General features: G+C 65.7%; 15 protein-coding genes and 1 pseudogene. 8 read left to right on the top strand and 8 right to left on the bottom strand.

Annotated features, from left to right (window positions below):
* Positions 1-45 precede the first annotated feature (45 nt).
* Complete coding sequence (locus tag ACVMDN_RS38565; RefSeq protein ID WP_076824536.1) at positions 46-1,443, top strand: MATE family efflux transporter; 1,398 nt, start codon at positions 46-48, stop codon at positions 1,441-1,443.
* Positions 1,440-1,913, top strand: coding sequence for a DUF2867 domain-containing protein (locus ACVMDN_RS38560; RefSeq protein WP_076824534.1), 474 nt, complete (start codon positions 1,440-1,442; stop codon positions 1,911-1,913). Before ACVMDN_RS38565 ends, ACVMDN_RS38560 begins: the two co-directional genes overlap by 4 nt.
* Positions 1,914-1,927: 14 nt before the next feature.
* Here the strand turns inward: ACVMDN_RS38560 and ACVMDN_RS38555 are convergent, their stop codons facing one another.
* Positions 1,928-3,067: an FUSC family protein gene (locus ACVMDN_RS38555; protein WP_076824532.1), complete on the bottom strand. Its 1,140-nt coding sequence runs from the start codon at positions 3,065-3,067 to the stop codon at positions 1,928-1,930.
* 177 nt (positions 3,068-3,244) lie between these two features.
* On the opposite strand from ACVMDN_RS38555, the gene ACVMDN_RS38550 reads away from it, so the two are divergent.
* Positions 3,245-4,615, top strand: a complete 1,371-nt coding sequence (locus tag ACVMDN_RS38550) for an MmgE/PrpD family protein (RefSeq protein WP_057015325.1) — start codon at positions 3,245-3,247, stop codon at positions 4,613-4,615.
* Positions 4,616-4,888: 273 nt separating this feature from the next.
* On the opposite strand, the gene ACVMDN_RS38545 is transcribed toward ACVMDN_RS38550, so the two are convergent.
* The 4 genes and pseudogenes from ACVMDN_RS38545 to ACVMDN_RS38530 all read right to left on the bottom strand — a co-directional run bounded on the left by ACVMDN_RS38545 (position 4,889) and on the right by ACVMDN_RS38530 (position 8,744).
* Positions 4,889-5,179 (bottom strand): DUF1330 domain-containing protein, encoded by a 291-nt coding sequence (locus ACVMDN_RS38545; RefSeq protein WP_076824530.1) that lies wholly within the window; start codon positions 5,177-5,179, stop codon positions 4,889-4,891.
* Between the two features lie 129 nt (positions 5,180-5,308).
* Positions 5,309-6,731, bottom strand: a pseudogene (locus ACVMDN_RS38540) (serine hydrolase domain-containing protein).
* 332 nt (positions 6,732-7,063) lie between these two features.
* Positions 7,064-8,137: a helix-turn-helix domain-containing protein gene (locus ACVMDN_RS38535; protein WP_076824528.1), complete on the bottom strand. Its 1,074-nt coding sequence runs from the start codon at positions 8,135-8,137 to the stop codon at positions 7,064-7,066.
* A gap of 31 nt (positions 8,138-8,168) precedes the next feature.
* On the bottom strand, positions 8,169-8,744 hold the full coding sequence (locus ACVMDN_RS38530) for a GNAT family N-acetyltransferase (protein WP_076824527.1): 576 nt from the start codon (positions 8,742-8,744) through the stop codon (positions 8,169-8,171).
* Positions 8,745-9,037: 293 nt separating this feature from the next.
* On the opposite strand from ACVMDN_RS38530, the gene ACVMDN_RS38525 reads away from it, so the two are divergent.
* The 3 genes from ACVMDN_RS38525 to ACVMDN_RS38515 all read left to right on the top strand — a co-directional run bounded on the left by ACVMDN_RS38525 (position 9,038) and on the right by ACVMDN_RS38515 (position 12,037).
* Positions 9,038-9,955, top strand: a complete 918-nt coding sequence (locus ACVMDN_RS38525) for a pirin family protein (protein ID WP_028335539.1) — start codon at positions 9,038-9,040, stop codon at positions 9,953-9,955.
* 99 nt (positions 9,956-10,054) lie between these two features.
* Entirely contained in the window at positions 10,055-10,969 is a 915-nt protein-coding gene (locus tag ACVMDN_RS38520; RefSeq protein ID WP_076824524.1) for a phosphoribosylaminoimidazolesuccinocarboxamide synthase, read from the top strand.
* Between the two features lie 261 nt (positions 10,970-11,230).
* Positions 11,231-12,037, top strand: a complete 807-nt coding sequence (locus tag ACVMDN_RS38515; RefSeq protein WP_456835838.1) for a crotonase/enoyl-CoA hydratase family protein — start codon at positions 11,231-11,233, stop codon at positions 12,035-12,037.
* 201 nt (positions 12,038-12,238) lie between these two features.
* Here the strand turns inward: ACVMDN_RS38515 and ACVMDN_RS38510 are convergent, their stop codons facing one another.
* The 3 genes from ACVMDN_RS38510 to ACVMDN_RS38500 form a co-directional block, all read right to left on the bottom strand.
* Positions 12,239-12,700, bottom strand: coding sequence for an FAD-binding oxidoreductase/lyase (locus ACVMDN_RS38510; protein ID WP_057015318.1), 462 nt, complete (start codon positions 12,698-12,700; stop codon positions 12,239-12,241).
* A gap of 109 nt (positions 12,701-12,809) precedes the next feature.
* A complete protein-coding gene (locus ACVMDN_RS38505; protein WP_076824520.1) occupies positions 12,810-14,306 on the bottom strand; it encodes an NAD-dependent succinate-semialdehyde dehydrogenase in 1,497 nt (498 codons plus the stop codon).
* Positions 14,307-14,547: 241 nt separating this feature from the next.
* Positions 14,548-14,871: a hypothetical protein gene (locus tag ACVMDN_RS38500; RefSeq protein ID WP_057015316.1), complete on the bottom strand. Its 324-nt coding sequence runs from the start codon at positions 14,869-14,871 to the stop codon at positions 14,548-14,550.
* Between the two features lie 345 nt (positions 14,872-15,216).
* Here ACVMDN_RS38500 and ACVMDN_RS38495 point away from each other — a divergent pair, with 345 nt between their 5' ends.
* Both ACVMDN_RS38495 and ACVMDN_RS38490 read left to right on the top strand, forming a co-directional pair.
* On the top strand, positions 15,217-16,410 hold the full coding sequence (locus tag ACVMDN_RS38495) for a serine hydrolase domain-containing protein (RefSeq protein WP_076824518.1): 1,194 nt from the start codon (positions 15,217-15,219) through the stop codon (positions 16,408-16,410).
* A gap of 289 nt (positions 16,411-16,699) precedes the next feature.
* Complete coding sequence (locus ACVMDN_RS38490; RefSeq protein ID WP_076824517.1) at positions 16,700-18,439, top strand: AMP-binding protein; 1,740 nt, start codon at positions 16,700-16,702, stop codon at positions 18,437-18,439.
* Positions 18,440-18,466 lie beyond the last annotated feature (27 nt).

The raw sequence follows: 18,466 nt of genomic DNA, 5'->3' as shown, positions 1-18,466 counted from the left end.
GCTTGGCCATCCTTCCGGCCGGTTTGCCGTGCTAAGCGTGCCGTCATGACCTGCATCGACAAGATCGACCCGGCCGCGCCGAACGCGGCCGTTGTCGTCCCTCGCAACCTGTTCACGGCCGAGCTCGCGGAAACGCTGAAGCTCGCGGTGCCGCTCGCGCTGACGCAGCTCGGGCAGATCGCGATGATGACGACCGATCTCGCCTTCATCGGCCGGCTCGGCAGCGAAAACGTCGCCGCCGCGGCGCTGGCGCACACCGTGTATTTCGTCAGCTTCACCATTGGCATGGGCATGATGTCGGCGGTCTCGCCCCTGGCCGCGCAGGCGTTCGGCGCGCGCAACCCGCGCGTGATGCGGCGCGCGCTCCGCGTCGGCCTGTGGGCCGGCTTCTTCATGGTGCTGCCGCTGATGGCGCTGCCGTTCCAGGGCGAGCGCATCCTGCTTATGCTCGGCCAGACCCAGGTCACCGCGCATCTGGCGCAGCAATATCTGTTCGGTCTCGCCTGGGGCATCCTGCCGGCGCTGTGGTTCATCGCGCTCCGCGGCTTCATGAGCGCGGTGAACAGGCCGGAGCCGGTGCTGTGGATCACGCTTGCGGCGATCCCGGCCAATGCGCTGATGGTCTACCTGTTGCTCTACGGCAAATGGGGCATGCCCGAACTCGGCATGTTCGGCGCCGGGCTTGCGACCACGATCGTCAATCTCGGCACCTTCCTTGCCGGCGTGTGGTTCGCGGCGCGCCGCCGCCCGTTCCGCAAGTACCACGTATTCAGCCGCGTCTGGCGCATCGACTGGCCGCTGATGGGCAAGCTGGTCGCCGTCGGCGCGCCGATCTCGATCGCCTTCCTGCTGGAATACGGCCTGTTCGGCGCGGCCGGCCTGCTGATGGGGCTGATCAGCACCACGGCGCTGGCCGCGCACCAGATCGCGCTGCAGATCGCGGCGATCCTGTTCATGGTGCCGTTCGGCGTCAGCATGGCCGCTACCGTGCGGGTCGGTCAGGCCGTCGGCCGCCGCGATACCGACGCGGTGCAGCGCGCCGGCTTTGTCGCGATCGCGCTCAGCGGCATCTTCATGAGCATCATGACGTTCGCGGTGATCCTGGCCCGCTTCGAGATCGCGGCGCTGTTCCTCGGCGAGGCCTCCGATACCACCGCGCAGCTCACCGCGGCGCTTCTGTTGATTGGCGCGACCTTCTTCATCGCCGACGGCATCCAGACCACCACCGCGGGCGCGCTGCGCGGCATGAACGACACCCAGGTGCCGCTGCTGTTTGCCATCATCAGCTATTGGCTGATCGGCTTCGCGTCGGCCTCAGCGCTCGCCTTCTGGGTCAAGCTCGACGCCGCCGGTGTCTGGATCGGGCTGTCGCTCGGGACGGCGGTCTATGCGACCCTCCTTGTCTTGCGTTTCCGCCTGCTGGCACGCAGACTGGGCAAATGAGGGTCGACGAGGTCACGCCGAACGTGGATTCCGCCGCGCTGCTCGCCGGCGCGCAGTTCGTCGACGCGTTCCGCATCGCGACCGCGCGCCCCGACCTCGATGCGCGGCACGCCGCCGAGGCGATGGTGGCGCGGCAGCCGCGCTGGATCGAATGGCTGCTTGCCCTGCGTAATTTCATCGTCGCGCCGCTTGGCCTGAAAACCTCGGGCGCAGCCGACGGCGCGACACGCGATATGATCGGCATCTTTCCGGTGGTCAGCGAGACGCCGGAGCGGCTGGTCGCGGGATTCAACGACAAGCATCTCGACTTCCGGCTCGTCGTCGACGTCGCCTCCGCGGGAGCTGTGCGCAGCATTACCGCGACCACGCTGGTGCTCACCCACAACTGGTTCGGGCGCGCCTATCTCGCGGTGATCCTGCCATTCCATCGCCTGATCGTGCCCGCGATGCTGCGCAAGGCCGGACGCTGAAGTAGTACTCGATCTCAAGCCGCGCTCTTCTCCGGCGTGTCGGCGACGATCTTCTCGGAGGCGTCGGCGTTGGTGCACCAATTGCCGTGGCAGCGCTTGAGGTCGTTGAGATTCTGCCGCATCTGGTCGAGCGAGAAGCCGAGCGCGTAGAAGCGCTCGGCGGCATCGACCGGCAGGCCGCGGATCAGGCCATCCCTGCGCACCGCGGCGACCTCCTCGCTATAGGCGTGCAGCGCCGCATCGACCGGCGCCATGTCGGCCGGGCCGCTGCCGGCGCGCAGAGCGGTCGCGACCGCCACCATGTAAGTCACGATCGCCTTGCTGACGTCTGCCAATGGGCGCGCCAGCCTCGCCTGGATATCGGCCGGCAGCGGCACCACGCAGGCCCGCCCGATCATCACGACGTCGTGCCGCAGCCGCTGGATTGTCCGCAGCAACGGGCCGGTGTCCGGTCCTGATGACAGATGCATGGAGCGCTCGCGCTCGGCCTCGAGGCCGGTCGCGTGCAGATTGGTCACCGCGGTGCCGATGCCGTCCTGGATCCGGTGCAGCGCGTCGTTGTCGAGGCCGCGGGTCAGGCCGGCGAGCAATTCGGCGAACGCCGCCGACAGCAGTTCCAGCAGCTTCGATCCGTTGACCCTGATCTGGCTGATCGCGCGCGACGGCAGCACCAGGAACGAGATCAGAAGCCCGGTGAGCGCGCCGACCGTCACCTCGAGGACGCGGTCGATCGCGGAGTCCAGCGGGTTGGAGTGATGCATCGTCGGCAGCAGCAACACGATCACCGCCGTCACCGTCGCCGAGTTCAGGCTCGGATTGAGCGCGGCGATGAAGGCCAGCGGCACGATCGCCAGCACCAGCAGCGCCAGCAGGCTGCCCTCGCCGGAATGCGGGATCAGCACCGCGATCGCGCCGCCATAGACGGCGCCGCCGATAGTGCCGAGCATGTAGTCGCGGCTGGCCTTCAGCGAGCGGCCGACGCTCATCTGGGTCACGATCAGCGAGGTCAGCACCGCCCAGAGCGGCAGCATCAGGTTGAGCGCCAGCGCGATGGTATAGGCCGCCACGCCGGCGGACGCGATCCGGACCGCCAGCGCCAGCTGCGTCTTGCGAGCCCAGAGCTGGTCGAACATGCGTTTTGCGAAGGTCCTCATGCACCGTGATCCGCAATCAAAGGAAAGGCCCGTGTTACATGACTTGAAGCTAACCGACCTGAAGCTAACCGACCTGAAGCTAACCGATCTGGAGCATGGCAGCTGCCCGCGGCGGCAAGGTGGCTTGAAAGGCCTGACCTGCCCGCCTACCCTGCGCCGCAAAATTGAGGAAACACGATGGCCCACGAAACCGCAACGCTCGCCGCCTATGTCGCCGACCTGAAATATTCCGACATTCCGCCGGAGGTGCTGGAGCGCGCCAAGGTTTTGACGCTGGATTTCCTCGGCAGCACCATCCGCGCCCGGCGCGATGCGGAATCGACGCCGTCGCTGATGAAGATGCTGGAGGCGCTGGCGCTCGACGGCAAGGGCGAGGCCACCGTATTCGGCGACACCAAGACCTGGACCCCGGCGGTCGCGGCGCTGCTCAACGGCGCGCTCGGCCATTCGCTCGACTTCGACGACACCCATGCCGATTCCTCGCTGCATCCGAGCGCACCGGTGGTGCCCGCCGCGTTTGCGGTCGGCGAGATGGTCGGCGCCTCCGGCCGCGACGTGCTGACCGCGATCGTCGCCGGCTATGAAGTGTGCTGCCGGCTCGGCAACGCACTCGACCCGACCTCGCATTACGCCCGCGGCTTCCATCCGACCGCGACCGCCGGCACCTATGGCGCTGCCGCGGCGGCGGCCAAGCTGTTCGGCCTGTCGAAGGAGCAGATCGTTTCCGCGTTCGGCGTCTCCGGCAGCCAGGCCGCGGGCTCGCTGCAATTTTTGGTCAACGGCGCCTGGAACAAGCGCTACCAGGTCGGTGCCGCCGCGATGAACGGCGTGATCGCCGCGACCCTGGCGCGCAACGACTTCATCGGCTCGAGCGAGTCGGTCGAAGGCAAGCACGGCCTGCTGGTCGGCTACAGCGACGATGCGCATCCGGACAAGGCGGTGGCGGACTTGGGCCACACCTACGAGACGCTGAAGATCGGCGTGAAGCCGTATCCGAGCTGCCGCTACACCCACGCCGCGATCGACGCGCTGATCGCGATGCGGCGCGAGCACAACCTGACGCCGGACCAGATCAGGAAGGTCGAGATCGGTCTGCACCGCAACGGCATCACGCTGACCGGCGACGCCGCCACCAAGCGCCACCCGACCTCCGTGGTCGGCGGCCAGTTCTCGATGTTCTTCACCGGCGCGATCGCGCTCGACCAGGGCCATTTCGGCTGGGACGATTACGACCGGCTGGGCGACAAGGCCATCGACGCGCTCGCCGACAAGTTCGACGTGGTGCAGGACGACCGGCTCGAGGTCGGCCGCACCCATCCGTTCGGCGCCCGCGTCTCGATCACGACAGATGACGGCACCCATGAGCGCCTCTATGCCGATCCCTCCGGCGAGCCGACCTCGTTCCCCGACGCAAAGGCGATGCAGCAGAAGTTCCTGACGCTGGCCCGCCCGGTGCTCGACAAGCGCGCCGACCAGCTCGCCGACGCCATCCTGACGCTGGAGCGCTTCGATCGCGTGGAGAAGGCGACGCAGCTGGGAAGGCAGTAAGCAGGCCGTCGAGGCGCAGGCTGCACGCCACGCCCACAGCTGTCGTCCTGGCGAAAGCCAGGACCGATAACCACCGCATTTGATCATGAAGGGGATCGTGGCCCCAGCGTCGCGCAACAAGTCTCATTTGGGGTAATGGGTCCCGGCCTTCGCCGGGACGACGACGGCGGGGATGCGTCGTAATTCAAGAAGTCAAACAGCGCGGTGTCATCGCCCGCGTGGCGAAATGGATTCCGGGCTCATGCTTCGCATGCCCTGGAATGACGGCGCGTCCTACTCCGCTCCATCGATAATCACAAAATCCCCCTCTGAATATTTCTGCCGGATCACCTTCGCGGCCTGATATTCCGGGCAGGTGTAGCATTCCATCGCGGTGGCGCGGTCCCTGAATTCGATGACGAAGTTGCGCTGGCGCGTTGCGCCTTCCATCACCTCATAGGGGCCATTGCGCACGATGAAATTGGCGCCGTATCTGACGAATACCGGCATCGCGGCGGCGAGATATTCGGGATAGCGGGCTTCGTCGTGAACCGTGACGTGCACGATCCAGTAGGCTTTCGGCATGATGGTCTCCGGTTGACGCGTGCTTCAAGAAACTATGGCGCGCCTCCTCGCGAGATGCGCCACAGCATCAGAAAATTCCGGAGGCCGAGATTCAATTCACGATCGCGCGGGTGTTGTGTGACATGCCGGTCAATTGCCGCCCGCGAGCCGCGCACTTGCAGACGTCGCTGTGACGACGTCACGGACCAGATCGAACACGCCGTCCGCCTCGGGCGGCATGTTCGGCGAGCGGCCGAGGCGGACGATGACGAGGTGCTGCGACGGCACGATAATCACATATTGCCCGATCGTGCCCTTGGCGAAGAAGGCATCGCGCGGCCAGCCGTGCTCGACACGGAAGCGAGCGCCAAAGCTGTCGCCGAGATTGGTCCAGAAGCCCGCGCCATAGCCGACCCAGGCATTCGGCGTCGGCGATGCCGAGTATTTCACCCAGCCCTCGGGCAGGATACGCTTGCCGCCGGCCACGCCGTCATTGAGATAGAGCTGACCCAAGCGCGCCCAGTCGCGCGCGCTCGCCATCATCGCGCCCGATCCTTCCGGCGTGCCCGCAGCATCGAACTGCATCACGACATTGCGCATGCCGAGCGGTCCGAACAGCTCCTCACGGGCGAAGCTCATCACATCAGCCGCATGCCCGCCGGCGGCGTTGCGGATCAGGTGCGAGAGGATCAGGTAGTTGCCGTCGTGATAGTTCCAGACCCGGCCGGGCGCGCTCTCCAGCGGAGCGCTCTCGGCGAAGGCGGCCATATCCGATTCCATGAACTTCATGCGGTTGACCGGCTCGAGCACGGATGCCAGCGACGCCTGCAGCGAACTGCCGAGTGCGAGGCCCGCGGTGTGGCGCAACAGCTCGTCGACCGTGATCGCGTGGCGCGGATCGTCAGGATTCCGCCAGGCCGCGATTGGGACCGGCTGGTCGCGCGTCAGCCTGCCCTCGCGCACCAGGATTCCGATCAGCGCCGAGATCACCGATTTGGTCGCGGAGAAACCGAGCAGCGGCGTGTCGGTGCCAACGCCGGCGGCGTAGCGCTCGGCGACGATGCGGCCGTCCTTCATCACGACGACAGCGCGGGTGCGGCGGAACGGCGGCTCGGCCGGCTCGGCAAAGGCGCGGTCGAGCGCAGCCGCAAGCTGCGGGGTTTGCGGCGCGACGAGCGCGGGGCCGGCGATCTCGGGCAGCAGCGCGGCCTGCGGCCTCAAAGGCGGCAACGCAGTCTCGCCCAGCGTCTCGTCATGTTCGAGCGTGCAGCCCATGCCCTCGCGATAGACCGCATGGCTGCGGCCAAGCCCGAACAGCGTGGACGTCCTTGCGGTCGAGGTCGACCTCGGTGTCCATCGCCCAAGTGATCAGGCCGGCCCCCGGCATCGCGTCAGTGGTCTCGGTCAGGTTTCGCCTGGGGTCGAGCCCGCTGACGAAGGTCTCCGAGCAGATCACGTTGGCGACAAAGCCGGTCGCGACCTCAGGCACATCGCGGGCGCGGGCGGCGGACAGCGCCAACGCACCGAAGGCGGTGGTGGCGGCGAGAATGAGAAAGAGCTTTCGACGGGTCACGGGATCCTCCGGCATGGCGCAACGGGCGCGTGGCCGGATCGGGCCGCCGGGGACGGGAGAGCGCTCGCCGGATTTGGAAATCGGGCTGGTCGAGGATTGGAGGCGACTGGTCGATTCTGGAATTCTACAGCGATTACAAGGGCCTGTAATCGCGACGCCTCTTACCTCCTCCCCTTGTGGGAGAAGGTGGCGCGGACGAAGTCCGCGACGGATGAGGGGTCTCTCTCTATCCGAGGAGACAAACCCCTCAGCCGGCTTCGATGCTACCGCATCGAATCCACCTTCTCCCACAAGGGGAGAGGGTGCAGCGGTATCCGCCGCAAGCAGGACATCTACACCGCGCTTGCCTTCAGCTTCCGGTACTCCGTCGGCGTCACGCCAGTGGTCGCCTTGAAGGCGCGGTTGAAGGGGCCGAGCGACTGGAAGCCGGCGTCCATGGCGATGGTGATGACCGGGACTTCGGCCTGGGAAGGATCGGCGAGCGCCGCCTTGGCCTCCTCGATCCGGTGGTTGTTCAAGAAGACATTGAAGTTGCGGTAGCCGAGCCGCTGGTTGATCAGCCGTCGGAGACGATATTCAGGGATTTTCAACCGGGTCGCCAGCGCGCCGATGGTGACGTTGTCATGGCGGTAGATCCGCTCGTCCGCCATCAGCCGCATCAGGGCATCGACCAGCTTGCGGTCGGCCGCCTCCTCGGCCGCGGCCGGCTTCGTCGGCACGACGGCCTCCGCCGGCACCGTGAACAGGTCGGCGCCGTCGACGCGCACCATCGCCCAGGTGATTGCGGCCACGATGGCGGTGAGCACGGCCGCGTTCACCAGGTTGGCCCATTCCACGGTCACGCGGCTGCCGGCATAGGCAATCTGCAGCAGCGCGTTCATTCCGCCGTACAGCGCAGAGGCGGCGACGATGAAGACGCGGACACGTCGGCGGCGCTCGACCAGGTCCGCCGACCACGATCCGATGGTTTGCGCCACCGCGAGCGCAACGAAGACGAGCGTGAGCGAATTGACCATGATGATCGCGATCCGCGCGTGACCGGCGGGTGCAATCCACATGCAACTGACGAAGCTGTAGGCCACGACCGCGGCCCAGATCAGGCCGTGCCACCAGCGCAGCTGAAACGCGTCATCGAACAGCGCGCGCGTGAACAGCCAGAACACCACGATATCGCCGGTCGAGAGCGCGATCAGTGGCGCATGCCAGTCCGAGACCGGCGGCCCGGCACCGATCGAGGCGGTCACCGCATGCGCGGCCGAACCGAGCGCGAAGGCGGCCGCAAGGCGCCCGGAAAGCGCCTTGCGAAAGTCAGTGAGCAGCAAGGCGGCAAGCACCAGCAGCAGCGCCACGCTGGCGCTGCGCAGGCAGAGTTCAAGTGCGGCCCAATCTGAAGCAGCCGATGTCATCGCCGAACAATCGTCGGTCGGACATGCTTTTTCAAGATGGCTCACGCTGCCAGCGCTGGCGCGACGTCACCCAGATATCGACCACATCGCCCTCGAGCTTGCCCGGCCCCTCATTCACGGCACCTAGCCGCCGCGCCACGGCCTGGGAAGCTGCGTTGGCCGGATCGATGCAATGGATAATGCGGTCGACCGTGAAGTTCGCGAACACAAAGTCGATCGCGGCACGCGCCGCTTCCACCGCATAGCCCTTGCCGCGATGCTCTTTGGCGATGCCCCAGCCGACCTCGAAGCCGGGCCATTCCGGCGGATAATACGGGCCGACGCGGCCGATGTAGCGGCTGGAAGATTTCTCCTCCACCGCGAACATGCCGAAGCCGTATAGCGCCCAGTGGCCCGAGATGACGGCGGCATTGCGCCAGCCCTTCAGCGCCGACGTGACCGGCTGATGATCCGGCGTGATGAAGCGCGCCGTCTCGGGATCGGACAGCATTTTCGTGTTCTCAGCGACATCGGATGCGCGCCACGGCCGCAGGATGAGCCGCGCGGTCTCGATCACGGGACCATCGACCTGCAGCAGTCTTGCGCCTGGCTTGATCAGAGAAACCATGACTGTCTCCGGTTTCTAAGTTTGAACTTGCTGCCATCGAGAGCAGGTGCAAGCCACAAGTAATTCGTCGTCCCTGCGAAAGCAGGGACCCATAACCACCGATGTGTGTTGCTAGCGAAAGCTGGGGCCGCGGCCTTCGCAAGACTAGCATCGGTGGTTATGGGCCCCGGCTCGCGCGGAGCCTGTCATCGGGCGGCGCTTCGCGCCGACCCGTTGGCTTGGCCGGGACGACGGATAGAGAGTATGATCACGGCAAAAGAGTATCATCGCTACACTACTGTAAGGAGTCCGACATGAGCTGGCAGCCCTCGACCGATCCCGAACTCGGCGATCCAAAGACCTGCGACGCGCTGGATCTGATCATCGTGCCGCGCACCCGCGATCTCGGTGACGGCTTTGCGGTGCGCCGCGCGCTGCCGCACGGCAAGCGCCAGATGGTGGGACCCTTCATCTTCTTCGACCATTTCGGGCCGGTGCAGTATCTCGCCGGCAAGGGCATGGACGTGCGGCCGCATCCGCATATCGGGCTCGCCACCGTCACCTATCTGTTCGACGGCAGCATCATGCACCGCGACAGCGAGGGCAACATCCAGGAGATCCAGCCCGGCGCGATGAACCTGATGACCGCGGGCCGCGGCATCGCGCATTCCGAGCGCACGCCCGACGTGCAGCGCCGCGACGGCCAGAAGATGCTGGGCCTGCAAAGCTGGATCGCGCTGCCTGCCGGCAAGGAGGAGATCGCGCCGTCGTTCCAGCACTATGGCGCGGGCGACCTGCCGATGATCTCCGAGCGCGACTTCACCGCGCGCATCATCGCGGGCTCGGCGTTCGGCATCACCTCGCCGGTCAGCATGGTCTCGCCCTGGTTCTACACCGAGGTGACCGCGAAGGCCGGCACCTCGGTGCCGCTCGACCCCGATCACGAGGAACGCGCGATCTACCTCGTCGACGGCGAGGTCGAGATCGCGGGCGACCGCCACGAGGGGCCGCGGCTCCTGATCTTCCGGCCCGGCGACCGCATCACCGTCAAGACGCTGCGGCCGACCCGCATGATGTTCCTCGGCGGCGACGCCCTGGAGGGGCCGCGCCATATCTGGTGGAATTTCGTCTCGTCATCCAAGGAGCGGATCGAGCAGGCCAAACAGGACTGGAAAACCGGCCGTTTCGCGCAGGTTCCGCACGAACACGAGTTCATTCCGCTGCCGGAGTGAGCTAATTCCTGTGATAATCTCGAACGCCCGCACGGCCGCGTGCGGGCGCTCGTCTTTGCAAACCACCTATTTTGAAAAGCCACCTAGAAAGATCACGCCATGACCGCGATGCTATCCAGCGATTTGCCCCTGCCCCGGATCGGCCGCGGCAAGGTGCGCGATATCTACGCCGTCGGCGACGATCGTGTGCTGCTGCTGACCACCGATCGCATCTCGGCATTCGACGTGGTGATGGCGGAAACCATACCGATGAAGGGCGCGGTGCTGACCCAGATCAGCGCCTGGTGGTTCCGGCAGCTCGAGGGCACCGTACCGCATCACATGATCAGCGCCGATGCCGACGAGATCATCCGCGCGGTGCCTGAACTGAAGGACCATCGCGCCGACATCCTCGGCCGCGCGATGCTGTGCAAGCGCACCACGGTGTTTCCGATCGAATGCGTGATCCGCGGCTACATGTCCGGCTCGGCCTGGAAGGAATACGCGGCCGAGGGCACGCTTGCCGGCGAGAAGCTGTCGGCCGGCCTGGTCGAGAGCCAGAAGCTCGAACCCGCGATCTTCAGCCCGGCGACCAAGGCCGAGGCCGGCCATGACGAGAACATCACGGTTAAGCGGGTGCGCGAGATCGTCGGTGCCGACGTCGCCGCGACGCTGGAGAAGATGGCGCGCGACGTCTATGGCTACGGCGAGCAGACCAGCCGCGCCCGCGGCATCATCATCGCCGACACCAAGTTCGAGTTCGGCCGCGACAAGGACGGCCGCATCATCCTGATCGACGAGGTGATGACGCCGGATTCGTCGCGCTTCTGGGCGGTCGATGCCTACAAGCCCGGCCAGCCGCAGCCGAGCTTCGACAAGCAGCCACTGCGCGACTATCTCGACGTCGAGCGCCGCGCCGGCCGCTGGAACGGCGATGCGCCCGCTCCGCCGCTGCCAGCGAGCGTGGTGGATGCGACGAGCAAGCGGTATCTGGAAGCGTATCGCCGCGTGACGGGAAGCGAGCTGAAGGTTTAGCTGCACCGTCGGCGCGTTCGCTCTTTCACCGTCACCCTGAGGAGGCCGCAACGCGGCCGTCTCGAAGGGTCGACGGCCCGGCTGGTGGCCGATTCATCCTTCGAGGCTGGCTCCGCTCGCACCTCGGGATGACGGGGAATGAGCGGTGCACGCTTCGCTTTTGCCCACCCTGCGGAATTGCGCTGTCTGTCGTGGGATTGCAACGAACTCACCTCTGATGCCACTCTCCGGGCACAACAAGAACAGCCCAGGGAGCGCCCCATGTCCGATGCCGATACCGTGCTCGTCGAGCGCGACGGTCCTGTCACCATCATCTCGATCAACCGTCCGCACAACCGCAACGCCGTCGATGGCGCCACCGCGCGCAAGCTGTATGACGCGTTTCTCGCCTTCGATGCGGATGCGAGCGCATCCGTCGCGGTGTTCACCGGCACCGGCGGCTATTTCTGCGCCGGCGCCGATTTGAAGGCGGTGGCGGCGGGCGATCCCGAGAAGAAGCGCGAGGTCGGCGGCCACGACACGATCGCGCCGATGGGACCGAGCCGGGTGCGGTTGTCGAAGCCGGTGGTCGCCGCGATCGCAGGCTTTGCGGTCGCCGGCGGCATGGAGCTCGCGCTGTGGGCCGACATGCGCGTCGTGGCCGAGGACGCAACCTTCGGCGTGTTCTGCCGCCGCTTCGGCGTGCCGCTGATCGATCTCGGCACCATCCGCCTGCCGCGACTGATCGGCCATTCGCAGGCCATCGACATGATCCTGACCGGACGCCCGGTTGCCGGGCCCGAAGCCCACCGCATGGGACTCGCGAACCGATTGGTGCCGAAGGGTGAGGCCCGCGCCCACGCCATTGCGCTCGCCAAGGACATCGCGAGATTCCCGCAGAAATGCATGCGCGCCGACCGGCTGTCGGCGCTGCGGCAGTGGGACCTCGACGAGGAAGAGGCGATCAGGAACGAGATGCGCGGCGGGCTCGACGTGATAGCGTCAGGCGAAACGCTGTCGGGCGCGGCGCGCTTTGCCTCCGGCGTCGGCCGTCACGGCGCCTTCGGCACTGAGAGCGGCCACGGCTGAAGATTACGTCTCGCTAGCCTTCTCCTTTTCCTGAAAGGGGGAAGGTCGGGATGGGGTGAGCCGCAGGCGATGCCGTATGCGGAGAGAGCTGATCCCCACCCGCTTGCTCTGACGAGCAAAGCGACCTCCCCATTTCAGGGGAAGGTAATGCGGAGAGACTCCGGATTTCGCTTCGCTTCATTCGGGCTACGAAGGCGAGAACTACAGCGACCCGCGGCTTTCGCTCGCCGCAAGCTGACCCATCAGCGCCTTGTCGTCATAGCGCGCGAGCGAAAGGCTGCGGGCGAAGACTGGCACGGGCGCGCCGACCACAGCGCGGGCGCAGAGGTCGCCGGTGGCGCGGGCGCCCATCGTGCCGTAGCCCGACAGCGCGGTGGCGAGGAACACGCTTGGCGTCTTCGCCGCCCCGATCAGTGGCCAATTCTCTCTCGTCATCGGATAGTAGCCGCCGTAATGCACGCGGTCGCGCGGCAGCGCGCCGAGATAGTGCGCGAGCTTTGGCTGCAGCCGGCTCGCCGCGCGCAGCACGACTTCGGGGAAATAGGGATTCAGTTCCGGCTCGCGAACCGGCTCGGTGATCTGTTCCGCGTTGAACGCCCAGCCGAGCTTGATCCACTCGCCGTGATCGCCGCCGTCGGGCCGGCAATGGATGCTGCCCGGCATGCCCCCCACCCCAACCGTCTCCCCGCAAGAACGGGGAGAGGGTGCGCAGCGGCAGTTGCCGTCACGATACGGCCTAATCTCGCTACACTCTCAAAGGTAATGACGGCGATCAGACGCCGGCCATCATCACGTATTTGATCTCGACATATTCCTCCATGCCGTGGCGCGAGCCTTCGCGGCCGAGGCCCGATTCCTTGACGCCGCCGAACGGCGCCACTTCGGTCGTGATCAGGCCGGAGTTGACGCCGACCATGCCCGACTCCAGCGCCTCGGCGACGCGCCAGACGCGGCCGATGTCGCGCGAATAGAAGTAGGAGGCAAGGCCGAACGGCGAGGCGTTGCACATCGCGATCACGTCGGCCTCGTCCTTGAAACGGATCACCGGCGCGAGCGGGCCAAAGGTCTCTTCGTGCGAGACCAGCGCGTCCGGCCGCACATCCGACAGCACCGTGGGCTCGAAGAAGCTGCGGCCGAGCGACGAACGCTTGCCGCCGGTGACGATCTTGGCGCCGCCCTTCACCGCATCGGCAATGTGCCGTTCGACCTTCTCGATCGCTTCCATGTTGATCAGCGGCCCCTGCGTCACGCCCTGCTCCGTGCCGTCGCCGATCTTCATCTCCGCGACCTTCTTCGACAGCTTCGCGACGAACGCGTCGTAGATCTTGTCCTGGGCATAGAGACGGTTGGCGCAGACGCAGGTCTGGCCCATGTTGCGATACTTCGAGACGACGGCGCCTTCGACGGCGGCATCGATATCGGCGTCGTCGAACACCACGAACGGCGCGTTGCCGCCGAGCTCGAGGCCGAGCTTCTTCACGCCGACCGACGCCTGCCGGTACAGGATCTTGCCGACCTCGGTCGAGCCGGTGAAGCCGACGAAGCGCACCGCCGGATGCTCGCACAGCACCTTGCCGATCGGCGGCGCATCACCGGTGATGATGTTGAACACGCCCTTCGGCACGCCGGCCTTCTCGGCCAGCGCAACGAGCGCGAGCGCGGACAGCGGCGTCTCGTTGGCGGGCTTCAGCACCACGGTGCAACCGGCCGCCAGCGCCGGCGAGACTTTGCGGGTGATCATCGAGTTCGGGAAATTCCATGGGGTGATGGCGCCGCAGACACCGATCGGCTGCCGGATCGCGAGCAGACGCGCGTCCGGACGCTGGGTCGGGATCGTCTCGCCATAGACGCGACGCGCCTCTTCCGCGAAGAATTCGACATAGGCGGCGCCGATATCGACCTCGCCGAGCGCTTCCGCCAGCGGCTTGCCCTGCTCGGAGGTCAGGATCAGCGCAAGGTCCTCGCGGTTGGCGATGATCAGATCAAACCACTTGCGCAGGATGTTGGAGCGCTGTTTCGCGGTCAGCTTGGCCCAGGCCGGAAACGCGCGCTCGGCGGCCTCGACGGCCTTGGTCGCGTCATCGGCGCTCAGCTGCGGGATCTTGATCAGCTCGACGCCGGTCGCCGGATTGTTGACGGCGAATTCGGGGCTGCCGACCCAGGCGCCATCGATATAGCAGCGGTCGCGCAGCAGCGAGGGGTCCTTCAGGCGGCTCTGCAGGGAGGATGCTGCGGATTGGGTGGCGCGTGCGGCGACGGGCGGGGTCATGGCGTTACTCCTGTCATTTCTGGAATTTCTTGGGGGTGTTCGCCGCCTATATAGGCGGAAAGCCGCTGCGATGCACCGGCGCCGGGCGCGACCCTGCTTGGACGCAAACGCGGCGCGATTGTTGGAGGGTTGTCATTCCGGGGCGGCTCTAAGAGCCGAACTCGGAATCTTGAGATTCTCGGTGCGCAGTTGCGCACCTGAGGGTTCGATGCTGCGCATCGCCCCGGAATGACGGCTCTGATCAGACCGCGCCGCCGGACATATAGGTTTCACGACGCCCGATCATGCGCTCGGCCGCGGCCTTGGCGTCCGCCTTGGTCGAGGTCGCGCAGGTCCGGTATTCGAGGTCGGCCTGCGCCCGCGCATCGCGGCGGCCGAACCAGGATTTGGCGCCGGTCTGCAGCAGCGCCAGCGCCCGCGCAACATTCGCGACGGCCTCGAACGAGTGCAGTGCGCCGGTACCTGCGTAGCGGACTTCGTAGAGACCTGGGCTGATCGGCGCTTCGATATTCTCGCCGCGGCCCGGCCGCGGATAGCGCTTCCATTCACTCCATGTCGAAATCATTGCTGCGCCCCCGCAAGGCGGGAAATGACGAATCTTTTCGTCAAATCCGGTCCAATCCGCCGCACCGTTTGTGCAGCGATCTGAATGCGTTAATGCAAATAATCAGTTACGAAAATCATTCCTTGATCACGTTACCGTGGCCACCCGCGAAGGTCACCGGGACTTGCTCGAAGTCCCCTGCAAAATCTGCGCGCGTGGTGAACGCCTCCCGACCAAGGCCGTTCCTAGCGGCCGGCCTTCACGACATCGCGACGTCGTCGCATCGCGCCCGCCTTGCGGGAGCGGAAAAGCGGGAGGATGATCCGCCCACTTCAAAACAATAAACCCCACCGGAGGAAGCCCCCAATGCAGAGCAAGGCTCAGATCGATCAGGTATTGCGCCAGAAAAGCGAGGCAAAGGAAATTCCCGGCGTGGTCGCCATCGCGGCCACCGGCAAGGACGTGATTTATGAAGGCGCGTTCGGCAAGCGCGACCTCTCCAAGAGCGATCCCATGACGGCGGACAGCGTGTTCTGGATCGCCTCGATGACCAAGGCGGTGACTTCGGCGGGCGCGATGCAGCTCGTCGAGCAGGGCAAGCTCTCGCTCGATGAGCCGATCGGCAAGCTGTTGCCCGATCTCGCCGCGGTGCAGGTGCTCGACGGCTTCGACGCCAAGGGCGAACCGCAGCTGCGGCCGGCGAAAAAGCCGATCACGCTGCGCCAGCTCATGACCCACACCGCCGGCTTCGCCTACGACATGTGGGACGGCAACCTCGGCAAATATCTGGAAAAGACCGGCACGCCCGGCATCATCACCTGCCTGAATGCCGCGCTGAAGACGCCGATTATGACCGATCCCGGCACGCGCTGGGAATACGGCACCAATATCGACTTTGTCGGCAAGGCAGTGGAGGCCGCATCCGGCAAGAAGCTCGATGCCTATCTGCGCGACAATATGTTCGCGCCGCTCGGCATGAGCGACACCGCCTTCAAGATCTCCGACGACATGCGCAAGCGGCTGGTCGGCATGCATGCCCGCGGCGAGGACGGCACGCTGGCGGCAATCCCGTTCGAGCTCGAGCAGAATCCTGAATTCCACATGGGTGGCGGCGGCCTGTATTCGACCGCGGCCGACTACATCAAGTTCTGCCAGATGATCCTCAACAAGGGCAAAGGCAACGGCAATCAGGTGCTGAAGGCCGAGACGGTCGCGACCATGGGGCAGAATCACATCGGCGAGCTCACCGTCGGCAAGATGACGACGGCCTTGCCGATGTACACCAACGATGTCGATCTCTATCCCGACATCGTCAAGAAATGGGGCTTGAGCTTCCTCATCAACACCGCCAAGACGCCGGAAGGCCGCAGCGCCGGCAGCCTCGCCTGGGCGGGCCTTGCCAACACCTATTACTGGATCGATCCGTCGCGCGACGTCTGCGGCGTGATCCTGACCCAGCTGTTGCCGTTCGCCGACAAGCACGGCCTGGAAGCCTTCGCAGGCTTCGAGAAGGGCATCTATGCCGGGCTCGACGCCGGCAGCGGGCAAAGGGCGGCGTAAGGCTCGATGAGATAAGTCGTACCAACCGTGACGGGACTCCTCTCCCTCTCCCCGTTCTTACGGGGAGAGGGTTGGGGTGAGGGGCTGCTTCCGCGCAGACGGTCGCAATTGGACTCGCAGAGACTCCCCCTCACCCGGATCGCATCTTCGATGCGATCCGACCTCTCCCCGCACGCGGGGCGAGGTGAAGCGGAACCCGTCGCCGCCACAATCGAAAACCATACCCGCCATAGGTCGGGCCTGTCCCATCGGCGCCAAACGACTAAGATCGCGCAAAAAGCGTGACGACATGAACACGACCACGAGGAGGACGAGCTTGGCACCCACACCCAAGGGAGACAGCAAGGCAGACAGCTATGTCTGCGGCATTTCCGATACGCCGCTGCTCGGTGAAACCATCGGCCGCAGCCTCGACCGCGCACGGGCGCGCTGGGGCACGCGCGAGGCGCTGGTCTCGCCCAGCCACAATGTGCGCTGGACCTGGAACGAGTTCGCCGAGCGCGTCGATGCCTTGGCGGCGGGCTTCATCGCGCTCGGGCTGCAACGCGGCGAGCGGATCGGGATCTGGTCGCTGAACCGGCCGGAATGGACGCTAACGCAATTCGCCGCCGCGAAAGCCGGACTGATCCTCGTCACCATCAATCCGGCCTATCGCCTCAGCGAGCTGGAATTCGCACTCGGCAAGGTCGGCTGCGCCGCGATCGTGACGGCGACCGCATTCAAGACCTCGGCCTATATGGAGATGCTGAACACGCTGCTGCCCGAGCTCGCGAGCTCCGAGCCCGGCCATCTGCGCTCGGCGCGGCTGCCGCAACTGCGCGCCGTGATCCAGATCGGCGGACCGGCGGCGCCGGGCACCATTCTGTTCGATGCGGTATCGCAGATGGGCGGCGATCGCCATCGCGAGCAGCTTGCGGCGCTCGGCGAGAGCCTGCAATTCGACGATCCGGTCAATATTCAATTTACGAGCGGCACCACCGGCTCGCCCAAGGGCGTGACGCTGACCCATCACAACATCCTCAACAACGGCTACTTCACCGGCCTCGCCATGCGGCTGACCGAAGCGGACCGCATCTGCATTCCGGTGCCGCTCTATCACTGCTTCGGCATGGTGATGGGCAACCTCGCCTCGGTCACGCTCGGCACCACCATGGTCTATCCCGGCGAAGGTTTTGATCCGCTGGCGACGCTGACCACGGTCGCGCAGGAGAGATGCACGACGCTGTACGGCGTGCCGACCATGTTCATCGCCGAGCTCGACCATCCCGACTTCGCGCGCTTCGATTTGTCGTCGCTGCGCACCGGCATCATGGCCGGCGCGCCCTGCCCGATCGAGGTGATGAAGCGCGTCAACACCGAGATGAACATGCGCGAGGTGACGATCGCCTATGGGATGACCGAAACCAGCCCGGTGAGTTTCCAGAGCGCGACCGACGATCCCTTGGAGCGCCGCGTCTCGACCGTCGGTCGCATCCATCCGCATGTCGAGGTCAAGGTCGTCGATCTCGACGGCAAGGTGGTGCCGCGCGGCGAACGCGGCGAGCTCTGCACCCGCGGCTACAGCATCATGCTCGGCTATTGGGACGAGAAGGAGAAGACATCAGACGTGCTCGACGCCAATGGCTGGATGCACACCGGCGATCTCGCCGTGATCGACGACGAGGGCTACTGCAACATCGTCGGCCGCATCAAGGACATGGTGATCCGCGGCGGCGAGAACCTCTATCCGAGGGAGATCGAGGAATTCCTCTACCGCCATCCGAAGATCCAGGACGTGCAGATCTTCGGCGTCGCCGACGAGCGCTATGGCGAGGAGCTGTGCGCCTGGGTCAGGATCAGGCAGGGTGAAACGCTCACCGCCGACGAGGTCCGCGCCTTCTGCCATGGCCAGATCGCCCACAACAAGATCCCGCGCTATGTCGAGTTCGTCGAGGAATTCCCGATGACGGTGACGGGGAAAATCCAGAAGTTCGTGATGCGCGACGCGGTCGAACAGCGGCTCGGGCTCAAGGCGGCGAAGACGGCGTGATCTCTCTTCTCCCTCGCCCCGCTCTTG

This window comes from Bradyrhizobium sp. USDA 4510 (assembly GCF_054059095.1).
This window is presented reverse-complemented; position numbering and strand designations above follow the sequence as displayed.

What these genes read in the sequence shown, in the direction of transcription:
- ACVMDN_RS38565 (WP_076824536.1), top strand. Translation starts at nt 46, where the DNA reads ATGACCTGCATCGACAAGATCGACCCGGCCGCGCCGAACGCGGCCGTT.
- ACVMDN_RS38560 (WP_076824534.1), top strand. Translation starts at nt 1,440, where the DNA reads ATGAGGGTCGACGAGGTCACGCCGAACGTGGATTCCGCCGCGCTGCTC.
- ACVMDN_RS38555 (WP_076824532.1), bottom strand. Translation starts at nt 3,067, where the DNA reads ATGAGGACCTTCGCAAAACGCATGTTCGACCAGCTCTGGGCTCGCAAG.
- ACVMDN_RS38550 (WP_057015325.1), top strand. Translation starts at nt 3,245, where the DNA reads ATGGCCCACGAAACCGCAACGCTCGCCGCCTATGTCGCCGACCTGAAA.
- ACVMDN_RS38545 (WP_076824530.1), bottom strand. Translation starts at nt 5,179, where the DNA reads ATGCCGAAAGCCTACTGGATCGTGCACGTCACGGTTCACGACGAAGCC.
- ACVMDN_RS38535 (WP_076824528.1), bottom strand. Translation starts at nt 8,137, where the DNA reads ATGACATCGGCTGCTTCAGATTGGGCCGCACTTGAACTCTGCCTGCGC.
- ACVMDN_RS38530 (WP_076824527.1), bottom strand. Translation starts at nt 8,744, where the DNA reads ATGGTTTCTCTGATCAAGCCAGGCGCAAGACTGCTGCAGGTCGATGGT.
- ACVMDN_RS38525 (WP_028335539.1), top strand. Translation starts at nt 9,038, where the DNA reads ATGAGCTGGCAGCCCTCGACCGATCCCGAACTCGGCGATCCAAAGACC.
- ACVMDN_RS38520 (WP_076824524.1), top strand. Translation starts at nt 10,055, where the DNA reads ATGACCGCGATGCTATCCAGCGATTTGCCCCTGCCCCGGATCGGCCGC.
- ACVMDN_RS38515 (WP_456835838.1), top strand. Translation starts at nt 11,231, where the DNA reads ATGTCCGATGCCGATACCGTGCTCGTCGAGCGCGACGGTCCTGTCACC.
- ACVMDN_RS38510 (WP_057015318.1), bottom strand. Translation starts at nt 12,700, where the DNA reads ATGCCGGGCAGCATCCATTGCCGGCCCGACGGCGGCGATCACGGCGAG.
- ACVMDN_RS38505 (WP_076824520.1), bottom strand. Translation starts at nt 14,306, where the DNA reads ATGACCCCGCCCGTCGCCGCACGCGCCACCCAATCCGCAGCATCCTCC.
- ACVMDN_RS38500 (WP_057015316.1), bottom strand. Translation starts at nt 14,871, where the DNA reads ATGATTTCGACATGGAGTGAATGGAAGCGCTATCCGCGGCCGGGCCGC.
- ACVMDN_RS38495 (WP_076824518.1), top strand. Translation starts at nt 15,217, where the DNA reads ATGCAGAGCAAGGCTCAGATCGATCAGGTATTGCGCCAGAAAAGCGAG.
- ACVMDN_RS38490 (WP_076824517.1), top strand. Translation starts at nt 16,700, where the DNA reads ATGAACACGACCACGAGGAGGACGAGCTTGGCACCCACACCCAAGGGA.